Genomic DNA, 17,129 nt, shown 5'->3' with positions numbered 1-17,129 from the left:
GGGCTTTTATGTCACTACCATAACGGCTTCGCCTTATTTGAACTCCCCCGCATAGCGGGGGGTATTCGCTTACGCAATAATATATCGGCAAATATTCGCCGATATATTATATGATATTATGCTGGTAATATGTGGGTATGGAAAGCCGCAGCGCTAGGATAATATATAAAGACATTTGCACTTTGGCACTTCTAGACATCCAAACTTAAATGAGTGATACCTAATTGAGAGGCTTCTTTGCCTTAAGCTTCCTTTTTAGAATAACCTTCAATATGTCCTTAAATTGCTGTCCCCGGTGTACAAACCCTTTAAAATCCCGCCCCGTTTCGCGGTGAGTCATGTTGACTGGCACTTCAACAACCCGACACCCTCTGCTAAGTGCATCAATACTTATCCCAACTTCAAGACCGTATCCAGGCTCAAATCTTACGTTCTTGATAAATTCCGTTTTTACTGCCCTTTGGCCTGATAGCGGTTCGCTCATTTCAACGCCGGTAAAAGTCTTTATTCCCCAGCGGCCCAGGCCTTTGGCAAGCCCAATTCCTCCGGCCTTCTGCGCTTTCGGAAAATCCGCTATTGCCATATCGGCCTCTCCAGCCAACACAGGAGCAATAATTTTTTTTGACTCAGTTGCGCAATCGCCAAGGTCGCCATCAAGAAACACGACAATATCCTCTGTTACTTCCTCTATGGCCTGCTGAAGCGCTTTTCCTTTTCCCATGTTTTGTTCAAGTCTTATGACCTGTGCGCCGGCAGCTTTGGCAATATCCGCGGTCCCGTCAGTTGAGCCGTCGTCTACCACCAAAATTCTTGATACCAGGTCTACTTGTTTTACCGCGTTTATTGTTGCGGCTATTCGGTCAACCTCATTGTAGGCAGCAATTAGTGCAACAACGCTTTTGTTTTTCACTTTATCCCACCGGTTTCACCGCAAATCCGCGAAATGTATTTAACCAAGACAAGCAACATTTATTAACCATGGCTTTACGGGGTTATAAGATTTGGCATAAGCTGCGCCGCCGTCTTTTTTAAACCGTAATTACCGTCGGCCCCCGCCAATGCATATATCATCGATATGACACCGATCCTCTGGTCTACATTATCTACGGTTGGTATTTCTGTTGCTTGATAAAAAGGCATATATGACTTTTTGCATGTGGTTGATTCCACGCCCACAACCCTTACACCCAAAGCCTTTAACTCGGAAATTATGGGCAAATCAGTGTTCTTAGGGTCTTCATTTGTCTCTGACCCCCCGACAATAACAAACTTTGATACCGGCGCTACTTGCGCGTTAAAGTCTATGTCGCTTTTGATATACCTCAGATCCTTCAGCTGCTGCAAATAACTACTGCCAGTTTCATTTGCAGCGGTTGCGCTATCTTCTGCGCCTTTAACTATATCGGCTACCATCTTTTTTAGAATCTCTTCTCGCGCATTATTCTTGCTTAGCTGGTCCTGAAAATATGGCTGCAACGTGGCAAGTGCATCATCGTTGATTTTAAAATCGCCCTGCACCCAAACCGTGTTTGTGGCCGCTCCTGCCTTCTTCAAATCGTCAGCAATGTTTGATATAAGCGAACCATCCGAAAGAGTCCCAGTGCTAATTATTATTACTTTAGTATCGGAAAGCTTATTTTGCACAACGACTGGAAATGATTTGTTCTCAAACTCTCTCTTTTGATACAGCTCTGCTTTAAGCGAACGGTTTTCATCCCTTAATGCTGTAAAGTTTGCCTCTATTCTTTTTACCAGTGCGCTCTGCTGATTTGAAATCACGCCCTTGTCTACTATTACTGTGCCAAGCAGTATGCCGATCGCCAAAGCTAAAAACACAGCAATAAGTGACGCCACATGATAGCGCATATCTAACATTGACTTCTCCTAAAACTAAGACTTCTTATTAAGATTAAGGTTTCTAGAATCGTTTCTTCTAGCTCTAGCTCCTGGCTTTATTTCATCATATCTTCTCTTGCCCTTGTCGATAGCTATATTCCAAGCATCAATTTTAGCTGGATCACGAAGAGCCGAATTGATTGCCTAATACCAGGTGCGGCCAGCACAATAATAATGATAGCACTCAGTCCGGCTAAAAACAGGATGGCAAGATGACTTATCTTTGCGCTTGATCTATATAGTTTATTAACGCCTTTTGCGTCAACAAGCTTACTTCCAACTTTTAAGCGGACAAGAAAAGTGCTGGATGCCCCTTTTCGTCCCTTATCTAAAAATTCAATGAGATTGGCATGACTTCCAAGAGCAACTATCAGATCTGCCCCCTTCTCATACGCCAGAATCATAGCGATATCTTCACTAGTTCCGGCCGCTTCAAAAACCGTCGCAGAGAGGCCAAGTTTTTCCAGCCGTTTCATCCCAGGAGCCCTACCCCCCGGATAAGCATGAACGATCAGCTCTGCACCGCAACGCAGGGTATCATCAACAACGCTATCCATATCGCCTATTATAACATCGGGTTTATAACCTTCCTCGATCAGCGCGTCGGCTCCTCCATCAACGCCTACCAATATCGGCTTAACCTCACGAATATAGGATTTAAGCGCTTTTAGATCCGCCTTGTAATCATATCCTCGAACCACTATCAAAACATGGCGGCCCTCGAAGTTTACCCGCGTTTCCGGAACCCTTGAACCGTCTAGAATTAACTCTTTTTCTTTCTGCATATATTCAAGGGTGTTTACCGCAAACTTCTCTAGCTGCTCACCCAGCTTACGAGCCGCTTTTTCATATTCCTGCTCAAGGATCGCTTGTGTAAGTTTCTTTCCTTTTGCAACCTCTTTTTCGGCAGAATAGACTCTATCGCCCTTAACGGTAATAGGCGTTCCTTCTTTAACAAGGTCAAATATTTCTATCCCGACGTTATCTAGTAGGTATATACCGGCAGAACATAAAATTGCAGGACCAGAATTCGGATACTTCCCCGAAGTAAAGTGGCTAGCGTTTATCACTACTTCAACGCCGGTCTCAACAAGCGCTTCAGCCGTCACCCGATCAAGGTCTTCGTGGTCGATAATGGCTATATCGCCCGGCTTCAACCTCTTAACCAGCTTTTTAGTTCTCTTATCTAGCCTGGCAGTTCCCTTATACGACATGGTTCCGCCCTTTTCACTTTTTCGGTTTAGCGGGGAAACCCTCCTGCTTCCCTTACCCTTAAGTCTAAGTATATCTATGCTCGCTCTATTATCAGATTCCGCCAGCTCGTTGATGTTTTCAACGAAAACATCTGCCTTCTTAAACAGTTTTCGTGACTGCCCCATGATATACCCCTTCTACGACAATTATGACCCAATATTGCCCTCAACTGTCGCTGGGTTCACTTGAATATGAATGTGATCTGCTCGCGATGGCAGGTACTTAAGAATTTGGCTCGATACCTCGGGTAGAGGTCTCATGCGGCCGATGATTGTCTTTCGCCTAACCGCTCTCTGCCCGACTGAAACCTGGATATCTCTTATGTGAATAATTGCAACCCTCATCTCCGGATGACCGTCTGGCTGTATCTCGACGTGATAATCCATCACTTTATTGTAGAGATTGTACGTAACTACTTTGGTTATTACCCCATCGACCGGGCTGTATACCAGCGCATCTGGTACCATCGCAACATCCATTGCCGATGTCGCCGGGCTTCCTCTTCCACGCGATTCCATAACAAATAGTAATGGTACTTTTGATCTGGAAAACGCTCCCCTTACGGTTGCAGTCGATTCCTTGTTAAGGTAGTTCCCGATCGGTACAATCCCGTAGGCTTCCTTCCGTTCTGCCTGGTGAAAACCAACGCATATGACGTCACCTAATTTTGCCGGCAGTGATAGCTTCAAATCAGTCGAACCAACTGTACCAAACGATTCATAGATGCGTTCGGCCTCAAGAAGCGCTGTATCGACTACTTTTGCTTTGGTCTTGTGCTGCACTGGCCTCCCTATGCCAAGCCCGCTTATGGCATAACTTGCTACACCGAAAACCAATATAATAACTGCCATAAGCAGACTCTGTCTTAGTTTAATAAGCCTCTGTCTGCGCCTTAAAAGCCTCTTTAGCTCTACCCGTTTGGCCGTACTATCCGCTTCGGCTTTTCTTGAAGTTTCTGCCTGCGCTTCATCAGGCATATCGGTTAAATCGATTACCTGGGGCTCTTCCGCAGAAAATCTAACCGACACTTCATCTACATTTTCATCGTCGACCCCGACCGGTGTTTCTGCCGTTGTCTTAGCTACGATTTCGTTGTCGCCATATCCTCTAACGCTAGTTTGCTCTTCCATCAACCAACCCGTATTTAGTCTTCCGCGCCTCTTCTATTAGCTCCTCTGCGTGCTTAAGTGATACAACTGAATGGGCGTTTCCACTTAAAAGCCTTGCCATCTCATCTATCCTCTCCCTGTCGAGCAGCTCATATATTTCCGTTACTGTACGATCTCTCTCCTCGCTCTTTATTATTGTGAAGTGCTTATCCGCAAAACTCGCAATTTGTGGCAAGTGCGTTACCGCCAGAACCTGATGTCTTCTACTCAACAGAGACATCTTTTGCCCTATCGAGGTCGCCGTCTTTCCGCCTACCCCGGTATCGATCTCATCAAATATCAGTGTTGGCACGTCATCTGCATCCGCAAGTACTATTTTAAGTGCCAGCATAATCCTTGAAACTTCGCCGCCTGAAGCAATTTTCATCAAAGACATAGGCGGCTCGCTTTTATTTGCCGACACCAGAAATTCGACTTTATCTATCCCATAGGCATGGAATCTTACTTTCTCTCCGTCAACCAATAACCCATCTTCATCTTGCTCCCTGATAAATGATACTACAAAGCTTGCGTTAGGCATATTTAAATCGGCAAGTTCTTTCTCTACCTCTTTGGCAAATCTATCCGCCACCTCCTTCCTTTTATTGCTTAAATCTGCAGCAATTCTGGATAGCTCATCCTGAGCTTGACCGATATCCTTCTCCAGTTTCTCAATCCTATCACTTGAGGTATCACAAAGCTGATATTCCTTTGAGGCCTGCTCCAAATAATCATGTATCTCCTCAATTGTCGACCCGTACTTTTTCTTCAGCAGCGATATAAGAGCAAGCCTGTCTTCAACCTCCTGAAGCCTTCCCGGCGGGAAATCTAACTTTAATGCATAATCGCGCAGGCTTGATGCACAATCTTCGACTTCAATTAACAGGCTGTTCAATCGCTCAACCAGTTCATCCAAATCGTCATCTATATTTGACACCGCTCTTAAACCGGATACTGCCTGCGCCAGCAAATCGGCCGCAGAGACGCCCTCCGGGTTTTCGGATATTAGGCTGTTTGATATTGCAACCGCTGAATAAATTTTCTCGGCGCTCCTCAGGATATCCCTCTCTCTTGTAAGTTCGATATCCTCATTTGGCTTAAGCGACGCTTTGCTTATCTCGTTTATCTGAAATTGCAGGAGGTCTTTTTTGCCAAGGAGCTCCCTCTCAGTAGAACTTAAAAGCTCTAGCTCAGCCTTGAGACTTCTAAAGCGCTCGCTACTCTCTTTAAACTTACGACGTGCCTCAATTAACTCTTTTCCGCCGTATTTATCGAGGTAATTTAGGTGAGAGGATACCTTAAAAAGGGATTGGTGTTCGTGCTGTCCATGAAGATCAACCAGCTGTCTAGCGATATCGGAAAGAGTTGCAACCGTGACGAGGCGATCGTTTATAAAACATTTGTTTTTGCCATCCAACGATAATTCCCTGCGAATGATAAGCTGGCCCTCATCATCTTCAATTTCCAGCAGGTCTCTTAGCCTATCCTTTAGCTCTTTTTTGTTGGGGATTGCGAACAGTCCCTGTATTGAAGCCTTACTACTTCCCCGTCTTATCAAAGAAGTATCTGCTCTTCCACCAAGAAGAAGGTTTACTGCTCCAACAACAACGGTCTTGCCCGCCCCAGTCTCGCCGGTTAATATATTTAAGCCGTCGCCAAATTTTACTTGCGCTTTATCAATCAGAGCTAGATTGCTTATGTAAAGCTCTTGCAGCATTTACTTCCACCTAACGCAGCCAGGTATCCCAAACGCGAAGCTTTTCTTTAAACAGTGTGTAGAAATTCTTCTCTTTCAGCTTGACTAGAAGTGCCTTTGATTCTGCTCTCTCAATAGTAAAGGATTCGATAAGCATCGACTTGATTACCGGAAACCCATCAACTCCAATTGTAACGTTGGGTTCCTTGTTTAGCTCAACCCTTACTTTGTCACCCGCGCTCAGCACGAGCGTCCTTCCAAACAAAGAGTGCGGGTTTATCGGCGCAAGAAGAATTAGCTCATTTTCAGGCGAAACCACCGGACCGCCGGCCGAAAAGGAATAAGCAGTCGATCCGGTCGGAGTCGCAAATATAAACCCATCTGAGGTGTAGGTGCTAAAGAGTATATCGTTAATATAGACATCCATCACCAGCATGCGCTGGATGCATCCTCGCTCTAATGAAATCTCATTTAGGGCAAGATATTCTCGATAAAACTCTCCTGATTTAACAGCACACTTCAGCATCATCCGCGCATCGATTGCAAAATCTCCCGCAATTAGCCTTTCCATAGCTGGGTACATGTCTTTGTACTCGACTTCCGATAGGAACCCAACCCGGCCAAAGTTTACGCCAATAATCGGAACCTCCGCTCCTTTAAGCAGCCGCACTCCCCTTAATATAGTGCCGTCACCGCCAAGGCAGACCAGCGACCCGCTTTGCCGGATAGCAAACTCGTCCGCCGCCAGCTCAGGCCTGCCAAGTCCCGCAGCGTCCTCTTCAGGCATTATAGTTTTTACATTTTGTTTACCAAACCAATCGATAAGCTCCAAAACAACCCTAGCCACATCAGGCTTATCTAAGTTCGGCACGATAGTAATAGTATTGATTTTCATAGGTATCTATTGCTTGTTTTGCCCCCATTTTTAGCATTCTGCTTTGTTATTATATGCTATCGAGTTCAGTATATCACGTCTCCTGTACGATCAGGACTATTTCGCTTGTCGATGAGCAGTTTCCACAACCTCATCGATTATTGCTTCCCTATCCTTTAAAGACGTACTCTCATTCATGCGGGAGGCATATAGCAAAAACTCAATATTTCCCTCAGGACCTTTGATCGGTGAAAAAGTCAATCCTTTGATAAACATCCCTTGCCGCTCGTAAAACTCCCATATCCGCTTCAGCACATCTTTATGAGCTTCAGCGCTCCTAACCACACCCTTTTTACCAACACGTTCTTTTCCTACTTCAAACTGTGGTTTCACAAGCGCTATGAGCTCGCCAGTTGGTTTCAATAGTTTTGATACGCTGTCGTGGATTTTTTCTAGGGATATGAACGATACATCTATGGTTATCAAATCGGCCAGACTGGGTAAAAGCGCCGGGTCGATATATCGGATATTGGTTCTCTCAAGGACAGTAACCCGTGGATCACTACGAAGCTGCCAAGCCAATTGGCCATAACCGACATCTATTGCGGTAACATGGCGCGCACCATGTTTAAGTAAACAATCGGTAAACCCGCCGGTTGAAGCCCCAATATCGATAGCGGTCTTTCCTCTAACATCTATTTTGAAATCATGGATGGCTTTTTCTAGCTTGACTCCTCCGCGCGATACATATGGCAATTTCTCTACGACCGAGATATGGCTACCTTCTTCGACCAAACTTGCTGGTTTGCTAATAGGTTTGCCGTTGACAAACACTCTTCCCTCTTCGATAAGCCTGCGTGCTTGTTCACGGCTTTCTGCAGCTTTCACTTCGGTCAGGTAGATATCGGCCCTTTTCTTCTCAGCCCGTTTTTTTGCCATATCTCTAATATTTCTTAAATAATGATGTGCGCTTCCCCTGACGCTTGCCTACGATACCTGAGCTACCTTTTATACCCACCTCATCTAGCTTGCGGTTGATGTTATACGCAATGCCGTTAGCATCAAGGCCAACCTCGGCAAGAAGACGTTTCATTGAACCGTGTGATATAAACCTATCCGGCAGTCCCAGGCGCTGCACCGGAGTGGTCAGGCCTTGCTCAGCCATAATTTCAAGAACGCCAGATCCAAAACCACCAATCAACGAATTCTCCTCCACGGTAACGACCAGCCCGTGGTTTTTTGCAGCCCAAGAGATTACATCCATATCAAGAGGTTTTATAAACCTCATGTTAACCACGGAAGCCGAATATCCGCGGTCCCTGAGCATTACGGATGCGTCAAGGCTAGACTGTACCATTCTTCCCACCGCAAGTATACATACATCGGTGCCTTCAACAATAACCTCTGCCTTGCCCTCGGGAATCATGCGGTACTTATCTGATAGCTCAACACCTAAGCCCTTATCTCTTGGATATCTTATCGCCACAGCCTTCTCCATTTTTGTAGCTGTGTAGAGCATGTACCGCAGTTCGTTTTCATCCTTGGGTGCCATGATTACCAAGTCGGGTATGCTTCTTAGGTATGAAAGATCAAAGGCTCCATGATGTGTCGGGCCATCCTCGCCCACAATTCCGGCCCTATCTATCGCAAAAATTACTGGGAGCTCCTGCAAGCTAACATCTTCGATAATCTGATCCAGAGATCGCTGCAAGAATGTAGAGTATATCGCCACAACCGGCCGGTACCCTTCCATTGCAAGACCTGCGGCAAACGTTACGGCATGCTGCTCGGCTATGCCAACATCGTAAAATCTATCAGGATATACCTTCGCGAATTTATCCAGCCCTGTCCCGCTTGTCATTGCTGCTGTTATGCCGATAATTTTATCGTTCATTCTTGCAAGGTCTATCATTGTATCGCCAAATACCTCAGTGTAAGTAGGAACACTACTTGAAGATTTAGGTTCGCCGGTCTTAGTAATAAATGGTGCGATACCGTGCCACTTTTCAGGACGCTCAACTGCCGGAGCGTAGCCCAGACCCTTCTTTGTTATAGCATGAATCAGCACCGGGCCTTCTACCTGCTTGGCAAGCTGGATATTTTGCTCAAGCTCCCTAATATCGTGCCCGTCTATTGGCCCAATATAGGTAAAACCAAGTTCCTCAAAAAGCATGCCCGGCACAAGTAGTGCCTTTACACTCTCTTTGATATGCATTCCTATATCGTAGACAAGCTCACCAATCGCCGGAAGCTTCTTTATCCTTTGTTCAACCTCTTTACGAAGCTTTGTATGGACGGGATCAAGCCTTAATTTTGCAAGATAACCAGATATTGCACCAACGTTGGGCGAGATAGACATCTCGTTATCGTTGAGAATTACGATCAAGCGGGTTTCAAGATGCCCAGCCTGATTCATCGCCTCATATGCCATACCGCCAGTAAGTGAACCATCGCCAATAACGACAGCTATATTTTCCTTTCCGCCCCTTTTGTCGCGGGCCTCGGCCATTCCAAGTGCAAAACTTATCGAATTGCTTGCATGGCCGCTATCAAGAAAATCATGCTCACTCTCACTCTTTTTAGGAAACCCTGCCAGTCCTCCGTATTGACGAAGGGTCGAAAATATTTCGTTTCGACCTGTCAGTAACTTATGAACATAACTTTGATGTCCAACATCCCATACTATCTTATCTTTTGGGCTCTCTAGTGCGCGGTGTAGAGCTATAGTTAGCTCGACGACGCCAAGGCTTGGTGCCAGATGCCCACCCGTTTCAGATACGGTCTCAATCATTCTCGACCTAATCTCTGTCGCTAGTTGAGCCAACTCTCCATGTGATAAGCGCTTTAAATCTTTCGGTTCCTTGATAGTGTTCAGCAGTTTATAGTCCATATCACCCTCGTCTAAATATAAAGCCAGCTGAGATCCTTTAGTTTCTTCTAAAAATCACCATTTCAAGCAATAAGCAGCCGTATCTTTCGTCTACTAAGTATGATTGCCTGTTGCTAATGATACTATTTCAAGTATTGTAATGCACTCCAAAACCTGCAAGATATAATCTTCTTAAATTATCTGCCTATTCACCTGGTGCTAGTTTCCACTTTAGTGCTTGCTGCACCTTAGTACTCGCGTTCGTAAACAAAATCTGCCAACGCGGCCAGTACGTTTCCAGAACCATTTAGTTCTCTTAATGCATCTTTAGCTTTATCAGCCATCAGCTTTGCCATGTATTTTGCTTTTTCAAGCCCGTGTACTTTGGGATATGTCGCCTTTTCTTGCCTGCTGTCACTTCCTACAGTCTTACCCAAAACCAAGGTATCGCCTATAACATCTAAAATATCATCTGTGATTTGAAAAGCCAAACCCAGGTATTTCGCATAATCTGTCAAAAAGCCTAGCTGACCTTCTTTTGCACCGGCAAGCATGGCGCCAGCACGAACCGATGCTTTTATTAGCTCACCTGTCTTCTTCTCATGTATAAAATCGAGCGTTGCTGCGTCAATCTCTAACCCTTCCGATTTTATATCTACAACCTGCCCCCCAACCATACCGGTAACGCCAGATGCCGTAGCAAGCTCATTTATAACGCGTACTACTATATCAGCATCGCCGGCTTTTTGCTCTGCGCTAATCAAACGAAACGCTTCCGCAAAAAGTGCATCGCCCGCAAGAATAGCGATATCCTCACCAAACACCTTGTGACAGGTTGGTTTACCTCTTCTTAGGTCATCATCGTCAATCGCTGGGAGGTCATCATGGATAAGAGAATAAGTGTGGATATATTCTGCGGCGCATGCAGTCGGAAGAACATCTTCTGGTTTGCCGCCGAGAGATTTTGCAGCCTCTATTACCAGAACTGCTCTAAACCGCTTACCCCCGGAAAACAGGCTGTATTTCATAGCCTCATAAATTTCTTCAGGGTAACGAATTTCAGGAAAGTATTTTTTAAGGCCTTCCTCAACAATTAGCCTGGTGTCCTCAGGGTAATTACTCGGCAATTATGATATCCTCCCCCGGGATCTCTTCCTCTTCTTCTATTTGGGGTAGCCAGACAGTATAGTCAATCTCCTGATTACAAATTGCCGCAAGTTGGATGCTCTCTTCTAATAGATCAAGCGATTCTTCAAGGCTTATTTCTTTTTTTCTTACCAGTTCTGCAATTTCTTCGAGTCGATCCACTGCTTGAGAGTAGGTTATATTCTCCAAATCCATCACCAACTTATATTCTAGTTTCTACAACTACAATTATACAGTAATCCAGCCTGTGAAAAGCTACTTGCTGCACAACCCTGGTATCGATTTGAATCCTGCTACTTGGCATCTCTTTTCTTGCCCGTCTTATTTTTCTCTTTTAGTTCGGATGCAATTCTACCCAAAATTCCGTTTACAAACTTGCTCGACTCTTCCATTCCATATATCTTGGCTAGTTCAACCGCCTCGTTTATCGAAACGCTATAGGGTATATCCTCCTCATAAAGCATTTCATATAAGCCAATCCGAATTAAGTTTCTATCAACGATGGGCATTCTCTCAAGGGCCCAATTATCGGTATGCTCTCTTATTATGTTGTCGATTTGCTGCTGGTGTCTATATACGCCATCTACCAACTTCATCGTAAACTCACTTGGCTCCTCGCCACGCGCTAGTTCACGATTTTTTATGATCTCATCAATAGGTTGATCCGTTATTTCCTTTTCATAAAGGATTTCCAACGCGTCCTTGCGCGCCTTCCTTCTTTCCGACATCATGCTTGCCTACTTACTTGCCTACCTACTACAGAGGATTGATACTTTAAAATACACTACTCGTTTAACATCCATCTTGAGATGAAATTTGTGTAGACTTCCCCTTCCCTAAAGAATGCGTTCTCCAACACCTTCAAGTGGAACGGGATTGTTGTCGCAAGACCCATGATCACGCATTCTTCGAGCGCCCTGCGACCTCTCGCTATTGCTTCATCCCTATTTTTACCCCATACGATTAGCTTAGCTAGAAGCGAATCGTAGTAATTCGGAACATCGTATCCAGAGTAAAGATGACTATCAACTCTTACGCCCGGTCCCCCTGGTGGATTATATAGAGTAACCTTACCACCTTGCGGGATAAAATTCTTATCGGGATCTTCCGCGTTTATTCTAAACTCAATTGCATGGCCGTTTTGCTTTACGTCCTCCTGACGGTAGGCAAGTTTTTCGCCTGCAGCGATTCTTATCTGCTCCTTTATGATATCGACCCCTGTTACCATCTCTGTAACCGGATGCTCGACTTGAACCCTCGTATTCATCTCCATAAAGTAATAGTTTCCATTCGGCTCAACCAGAAACTCTATGGTTCCGGCATTAACATAACCTACCGCTTTCGCTGCCCTTACCGCAACCTCGCCCATCTCTTTTCTTACCTCATCGCTGACCGATGGAGACGGCGATTCTTCAATTAGCTTCTGGTGTCTGCGCTGTATCGAGCAATCACGCTCTCCCAGGTGGATAACATTACCGTGCGAATCGGCAAGAATTTGTACTTCTACGTGACGAGGCTCTTCAACATATTTTTCCATATAGACGTCGGCATTTCCAAACGCGGCTTTTGCCTCAGATCGCGCCATCTGTAAGAACTTTAGTAACTCCTTCTCATTCTGTGCAATCCTCATGCCCCTTCCGCCTCCTCCGGCGGATGCTTTTATGATAACAGGATAACCAATTCTCTCTGCTGCTTCTTGCGCCTCTTTTTCACTTTTTACGGAACCTACTGTACCCGGTGTAACCGGCACACCAGCCTCCATCATTCTTCGCCTGGCCTCTGACTTATGGCCCATTGCTTCGATTGCCTCTGCTGATGGTCCGATAAAAGTAATATGGCAAGATCTGCAAATATCTGCAAATTGAGGATTCTCTGCCAGAAACCCATATCCGGGGTGAATCGCTTCCGCACCGGTTACCTCAGCCGCACTTATAATGTTTGGTATATTTAAATAGCTTTGATGGCTTTGTGCCGGGCCAATACATACTGCTTCATCGGCAAGCTGGGTATGCAGAGCCTCTCTGTCGGCCTCCGAATAAACGGCAACCGTATGGATCCCGAGCTCCTTGCACGCCCTAATTACCCGTACGGCAATCTCACCTCTGTTTGCGATTAAGACTTTCTTAAACAAGTTATGCTCCTATAAACCTTGAATTTTGATTTGGAGGTTTTGTGACCAATTGCGACTTTAAGCTATCAGCTATTAGCTATCAGCTCTATCAGCTAATAGGTATTAGCTTTCAACGTTCAGCTAGCAGCTTTTAAATTCTTGCTGATAACTAAACGCTTTAGATTGGTTCATAAAGAAACAGTAACTGCCCGTACTCAACCGGATGCCCATTTTCTACAAGAATCTCTCTTATTATGCCTCTTTCTTCTGCCGCCAACTCGTTCATTAATTTCATTGCCTCAACGATGCAGAGCGTCTGTCCTTCTACAACCTCGTCTCCAACCTTAACAAATGGATCGGCATCCGGGGACGGCGCTCTATAAAAAGTTCCAACCATTGGTGCGGTGATCTCTTTCCAATGTGCCGGATAACTCTTTTCTTGAGTCGGAGCGACTTGAGCTGATTCTGTGTTACCGCCCTTAGAGGTAAATGATGCAGATTCTACCGCAAGAGGAAATCCCTTTCTTACAGATATCTTTACGCCATCTTCTTCTACAACAACTTCCGAAACATCACTTTCCTCAAGAAGTTTTATTAGCTCTCGAACTTGATTTACATCCATATATCCGTCCTCCTTGACGGCCCTGATCTCTTCACTCATCATAAAGACCGCTTTTTCGGCGCCTTCAGTGTGCGCCTCGAGGTACTTTCGTGCTTCATTTGGGAACAATGCATACGTTAGCACATCTTCCTCGTTTTTTGCCAGGTCTCCTATTGCCTTTGCATAATCTTCAAAAGTTTCGGTTATTAAATCGGCCGGCCTGCAGGTGATTGGCTTCTCGTCACCCAGAATCTTCGCCTGTACGTCTTTGTCGATTGGACCTGGTGGCCGCCCATACAATCCTTTTACGTACTGCTTCATCTCATCAGGGATTATCGCCCACCTCTTGCCGGTAAGCACATTCAGTACCGCTTGCGTCCCTACGATCTGGCTCATCGGCGTAACCAGCGGCGGATATCCAACTTCAGCCCTTACCCTCGGTATTTCCTCAAGCACTTCGTTCATCCTGTCGAGAGCCTTCTGCTGCTCCAGCTGGCTATAAAGATTTGACAGCATTCCGCCTGGAACCTGATGCGAAAATACCTGCATATGAGTAAGCGATGTTATGCCTCGCTGGAAGCCTCGTTTTGCGCGAACATCCTCCCAGTACTTTGCTATGCTAAACAGCTCTTCTAGGTCAAAGCCAGTATCATATGGGGTATCCTTTAAGGCAGCGGCAATCATCTCAATTGCCGGTTGCGAATTGCCGAATGCAAGTGGGACAGTCGCCGTATCAATTATGTCCACGCCCGCTTCTATTGCCTTCAAGTAGTTCATCGGGGCCATGCCGCCTATATAATGACAATGTAAATCAATGGGCAGCTCTATTTCTTTTCTCAATCTCTCTACCAATTTATAAGTCCTGTAGGGGGTAAGGAGAGCCGCCATATCCTTTATGCATATCGAATCAACGCCCATATCCACCAGCTCTAGGGCAGTTTCGATATAATGCTCCAGCGTGTGAACCGGGCTTATTGTGTAGCATACCGCACCCTGGGCGTGGCCCCCCGCCTCTTTTACAGCTTCAATAGCCACTTTTAAGTTTCTGGTATCGTTTAGAGCGTCAAATACCCTGAAGATATTCATTCCATTCTTTACGGATTCGCGCACAAACCTTCTTACAATATCATCGGGGTACTGACGATAGCCAACTAGGTTCTGCCCACGCAATAACATCTGTAGAGGCGTTCTTGGCGCATGCTTCTTTATGACGCGAAGCCTATCCCATGGATTTTCATCAAGAAAGCGCAAAGTTGCATCAAAAGTTGCGCCTCCCCAGGTTTCAAGCGACCAATATCCAATACGGTCGATCTGATCTAGGATTTTTAACATATCGTCCGTGCGCATCCTCGTCGCCCATAAGGACTGGTGCGCATCTCTGAGCGTGGTATCGGTAACTTTTACAGATTTAGCCTTCATTTATGCACCTATTTCATACTTTATTACCCCATCCAAAATGGATGGGGTAACTGTCAATATTATACTTTATTTTTACCTGGCAGTGAAGAACTTTTGCACTTATCAGCGGCTAGAAGCAAGACCGATGCTTCGTACCCTTAGAAATCATGTTAAGATCGCTTTGTTGTCTGCATTGTTGCTTGCTGTAAGGAAATTTCCTGAGCCCGCAAACCTGTTTTTGTTCCTTGATTCTTGTTTTCTGCTTCCGGCTGTTTGTTTCTGATCTCTAATTAGACTCTTGTTATATATTCGCCCGTTCGGGTATCCACTTTTACTATATCGCCATTATTTATAAATAGGGGTACCTGTATTACCAGGCCTGTTTCAAGGGTTGCAGGCTTAGTGGCACCACTAGCGGTATTGCCTTTTACGCCAGGCTCAGTATGCGTGACCTCGAGCTCTACAGCTGTTGGAAGGTCAACGCCGATAGGCTGCCCCTCATGCATGGCTATCAGAACATTCATATTCTCTTTCAAGTATTTTGATTCTTCCGCTAAATTGGTCTGCGCTATACTGATTTGCTCATAGGTCTCGGTATCCATAAAATGGTAATCGGCACCGTCATTATAGAGATATTGCATTGGCCTTCTGTTTACGATTGCCTGCTCAACGCTCTCTCCAGCTCTAAATGTTTTATCGATAACGGCACCTGTTTTAAAGTTCTTAAGCTTTGTGCGAACGAATGCACTGCCTTTCCCAGGCTTTACATGCTGAAACTCCACAATCTGGTAGATCGTACCATCGATCTCAATTGTAAGCCCATTCTTAAATTGCGCAGTTGTTATCATCTAAAAACCTCCAAAATATTTATAGATCGTTTCTCAGTGCTGCATGTCGCAGTGCTGCGGTTTTACGATTTATAAATTGCTTATAGGATTACTAACCGATAAATAATGGCACATGTAGCTTCAATATAACGAATTTTATGCATCACTGCAGTACTGTAAACTGCAGCACTAGAACATTTTACAATTCAAGCAGGTCTTTCGTCGAGTGGGTCAATAATTTGTAACCATTTTTAGCTACAACAATGAGGTCCTCAATCCTTACACCGCCAAATCCGGCTATATAAATACCGGGCTCCACTGTAACAACCATGTTGGTCTTTAATGCATCCTCGTTCCCAGGCCCAAGCGTTGGAGCCTCATGTACATTCAAACCAACCCCATGGCCAAGATTGTGGATAAACTTATTTCCGTAACCCTCTTTCCTAATCAAATCTCTGGCTGTAGCATCGACATCCTTGCAAACAGCGCCGCTCTTCACAACATCAAGTGCCATAGCCTGCGCCTGTTTTACTGTTTGATAGATTTTTTTCTGCCTTCGGCTGGCTTGACCCACCACAACGGTTCGGGTCATATCGGAATGGTATCCATCTACAACGGCTCCGAAATCAAGCGTAACAAAATCTCCTGGTTCGATTTTTTTTCTAGATATTGTCGCATGGGGAACGGCCGAGTTCCGCCCTGAAGCAACAATGGTATCAAAACTCACCCTCTCAGCGCCATGTTTACGCATAAAAAAATCGATTTCAATACCTATATCTGCTTCAGTGATTCCCGATTTTATAAATTTGAGTATATGGGTAAACGCTAGGTCTCCTATTTGCGCAGCTTTTTTGATCTTTTCTATTTCATTTCGGTCTTTAATCTCCCTGATGGCTTCTATCAGACCAGATACCCCAACCAGCTCAAAGCCTTCAAAATCTTTGACCATGCGTTCGTATTGCTTTACCGTGGTGTACATAGACTCAAAGCCGATTCTTTTTGCACCAAGCTTTTTAACCACGTTTACAAGCTCTTTATAAGACGGCTTGTTCCATGAGATAATATTATCGGCAAAAGCATTTTCTTTTGCTTCAGTTATGTATCGCTGATCGATTAAAAGCGTTGATGTCTTATCCCCAACTACAAAGCATATCCTTGCCCCTGTGTATCCACCGTTTGAACCAGATAAATAAAAGATATTATGTGCCTCGACGACAAGAAGAGCATCGATTTTCTCAGCGAGCATGCGCTTCCTAAGCTTATTGACTCTATCCTTATAATCAGGGATTACTTTATTTGTAATTTCCATT

General features: G+C 45.0%; 15 protein-coding genes. All 15 read right to left on the bottom strand.

The features are described 5' to 3' along the window. Positions 1–220: 220 nt before the first annotated feature. On the bottom strand, positions 221–910 hold the full coding sequence (locus tag K6T91_04115) for a glycosyltransferase family 2 protein (protein ID MCL6471977.1): 690 nt from the start codon (positions 908–910) through the stop codon (positions 221–223). A 74-nt stretch (positions 911–984) separates the two neighbouring features. Beyond that, on the bottom strand, positions 985–1,875 hold the full coding sequence (locus tag K6T91_04110) for a copper transporter (protein ID MCL6471976.1): 891 nt from the start codon (positions 1,873–1,875) through the stop codon (positions 985–987). 113 nt (positions 1,876–1,988) lie between these two features. After that, positions 1,989–3,110, bottom strand: coding sequence for a hypothetical protein (locus tag K6T91_04105; GenBank protein MCL6471975.1), 1,122 nt, complete (start codon positions 3,108–3,110; stop codon positions 1,989–1,991). A 186-nt stretch (positions 3,111–3,296) separates the two neighbouring features. Beyond that, entirely contained in the window at positions 3,297–4,280 is a 984-nt protein-coding gene (locus K6T91_04100; GenBank protein MCL6471974.1) for a M23 family metallopeptidase, read from the bottom strand. Further along, positions 4,264–6,015, bottom strand: a complete 1,752-nt coding sequence (gene recN, locus K6T91_04095; protein ID MCL6471973.1) for a DNA repair protein RecN — start codon at positions 6,013–6,015, stop codon at positions 4,264–4,266. The genes K6T91_04100 and recN overlap by 17 nt, the downstream gene beginning before the upstream one ends. A 10-nt stretch (positions 6,016–6,025) precedes the next feature. Continuing rightward, positions 6,026–6,889, bottom strand: coding sequence for an NAD(+)/NADH kinase (locus K6T91_04090; protein MCL6471972.1), 864 nt, complete (start codon positions 6,887–6,889; stop codon positions 6,026–6,028). Between the two features lie 96 nt (positions 6,890–6,985). Next, positions 6,986–7,807, bottom strand: coding sequence for a TlyA family RNA methyltransferase (locus K6T91_04085; GenBank protein ID MCL6471971.1), 822 nt, complete (start codon positions 7,805–7,807; stop codon positions 6,986–6,988). Between the two features lie 4 nt (positions 7,808–7,811). After that, positions 7,812–9,758: a 1-deoxy-D-xylulose-5-phosphate synthase gene (gene dxs / locus K6T91_04080; GenBank protein MCL6471970.1), complete on the bottom strand. Its 1,947-nt coding sequence runs from the start codon at positions 9,756–9,758 to the stop codon at positions 7,812–7,814. 227 nt (positions 9,759–9,985) lie between these two features. Then, positions 9,986–10,765, bottom strand: a complete 780-nt coding sequence (locus K6T91_04075; protein MCL6471969.1) for a polyprenyl synthetase family protein — start codon at positions 10,763–10,765, stop codon at positions 9,986–9,988. Between the two features lie 88 nt (positions 10,766–10,853). Further along, positions 10,854–11,072: an exodeoxyribonuclease VII small subunit gene (locus K6T91_04070; protein MCL6471968.1), complete on the bottom strand. Its 219-nt coding sequence runs from the start codon at positions 11,070–11,072 to the stop codon at positions 10,854–10,856. 104 nt (positions 11,073–11,176) lie between these two features. After that, entirely contained in the window at positions 11,177–11,614 is a 438-nt protein-coding gene (gene nusB / locus K6T91_04065; GenBank protein MCL6471967.1) for a transcription antitermination factor NusB, read from the bottom strand. 53 nt (positions 11,615–11,667) lie between these two features. Then, positions 11,668–13,014 (bottom strand): acetyl-CoA carboxylase biotin carboxylase subunit, encoded by a 1,347-nt coding sequence (gene accC / locus K6T91_04060; protein MCL6471966.1) that lies wholly within the window; start codon positions 13,012–13,014, stop codon positions 11,668–11,670. Between the two features lie 157 nt (positions 13,015–13,171). Next, positions 13,172–15,013: an acetyl-CoA carboxylase biotin carboxyl carrier protein gene (gene accB, locus K6T91_04055; protein MCL6471965.1), complete on the bottom strand. Its 1,842-nt coding sequence runs from the start codon at positions 15,011–15,013 to the stop codon at positions 13,172–13,174. Between the two features lie 269 nt (positions 15,014–15,282). After that, entirely contained in the window at positions 15,283–15,840 is a 558-nt protein-coding gene (gene efp / locus K6T91_04050; GenBank protein ID MCL6471964.1) for an elongation factor P, read from the bottom strand. A gap of 178 nt (positions 15,841–16,018) precedes the next feature. Further along, entirely contained in the window at positions 16,019–17,128 is a 1,110-nt protein-coding gene (locus tag K6T91_04045) for a Xaa-Pro peptidase family protein (GenBank protein MCL6471963.1), read from the bottom strand. Position 17,129 lies beyond the last annotated feature (1 nt).

Source organism: Bacillota bacterium (assembly GCA_023511485.1).
Taxonomy (GTDB): domain Bacteria; phylum Actinomycetota; class Aquicultoria; order Aquicultorales; family Aquicultoraceae; genus CADDYS01.
This window is presented reverse-complemented; position numbering and strand designations above follow the sequence as displayed.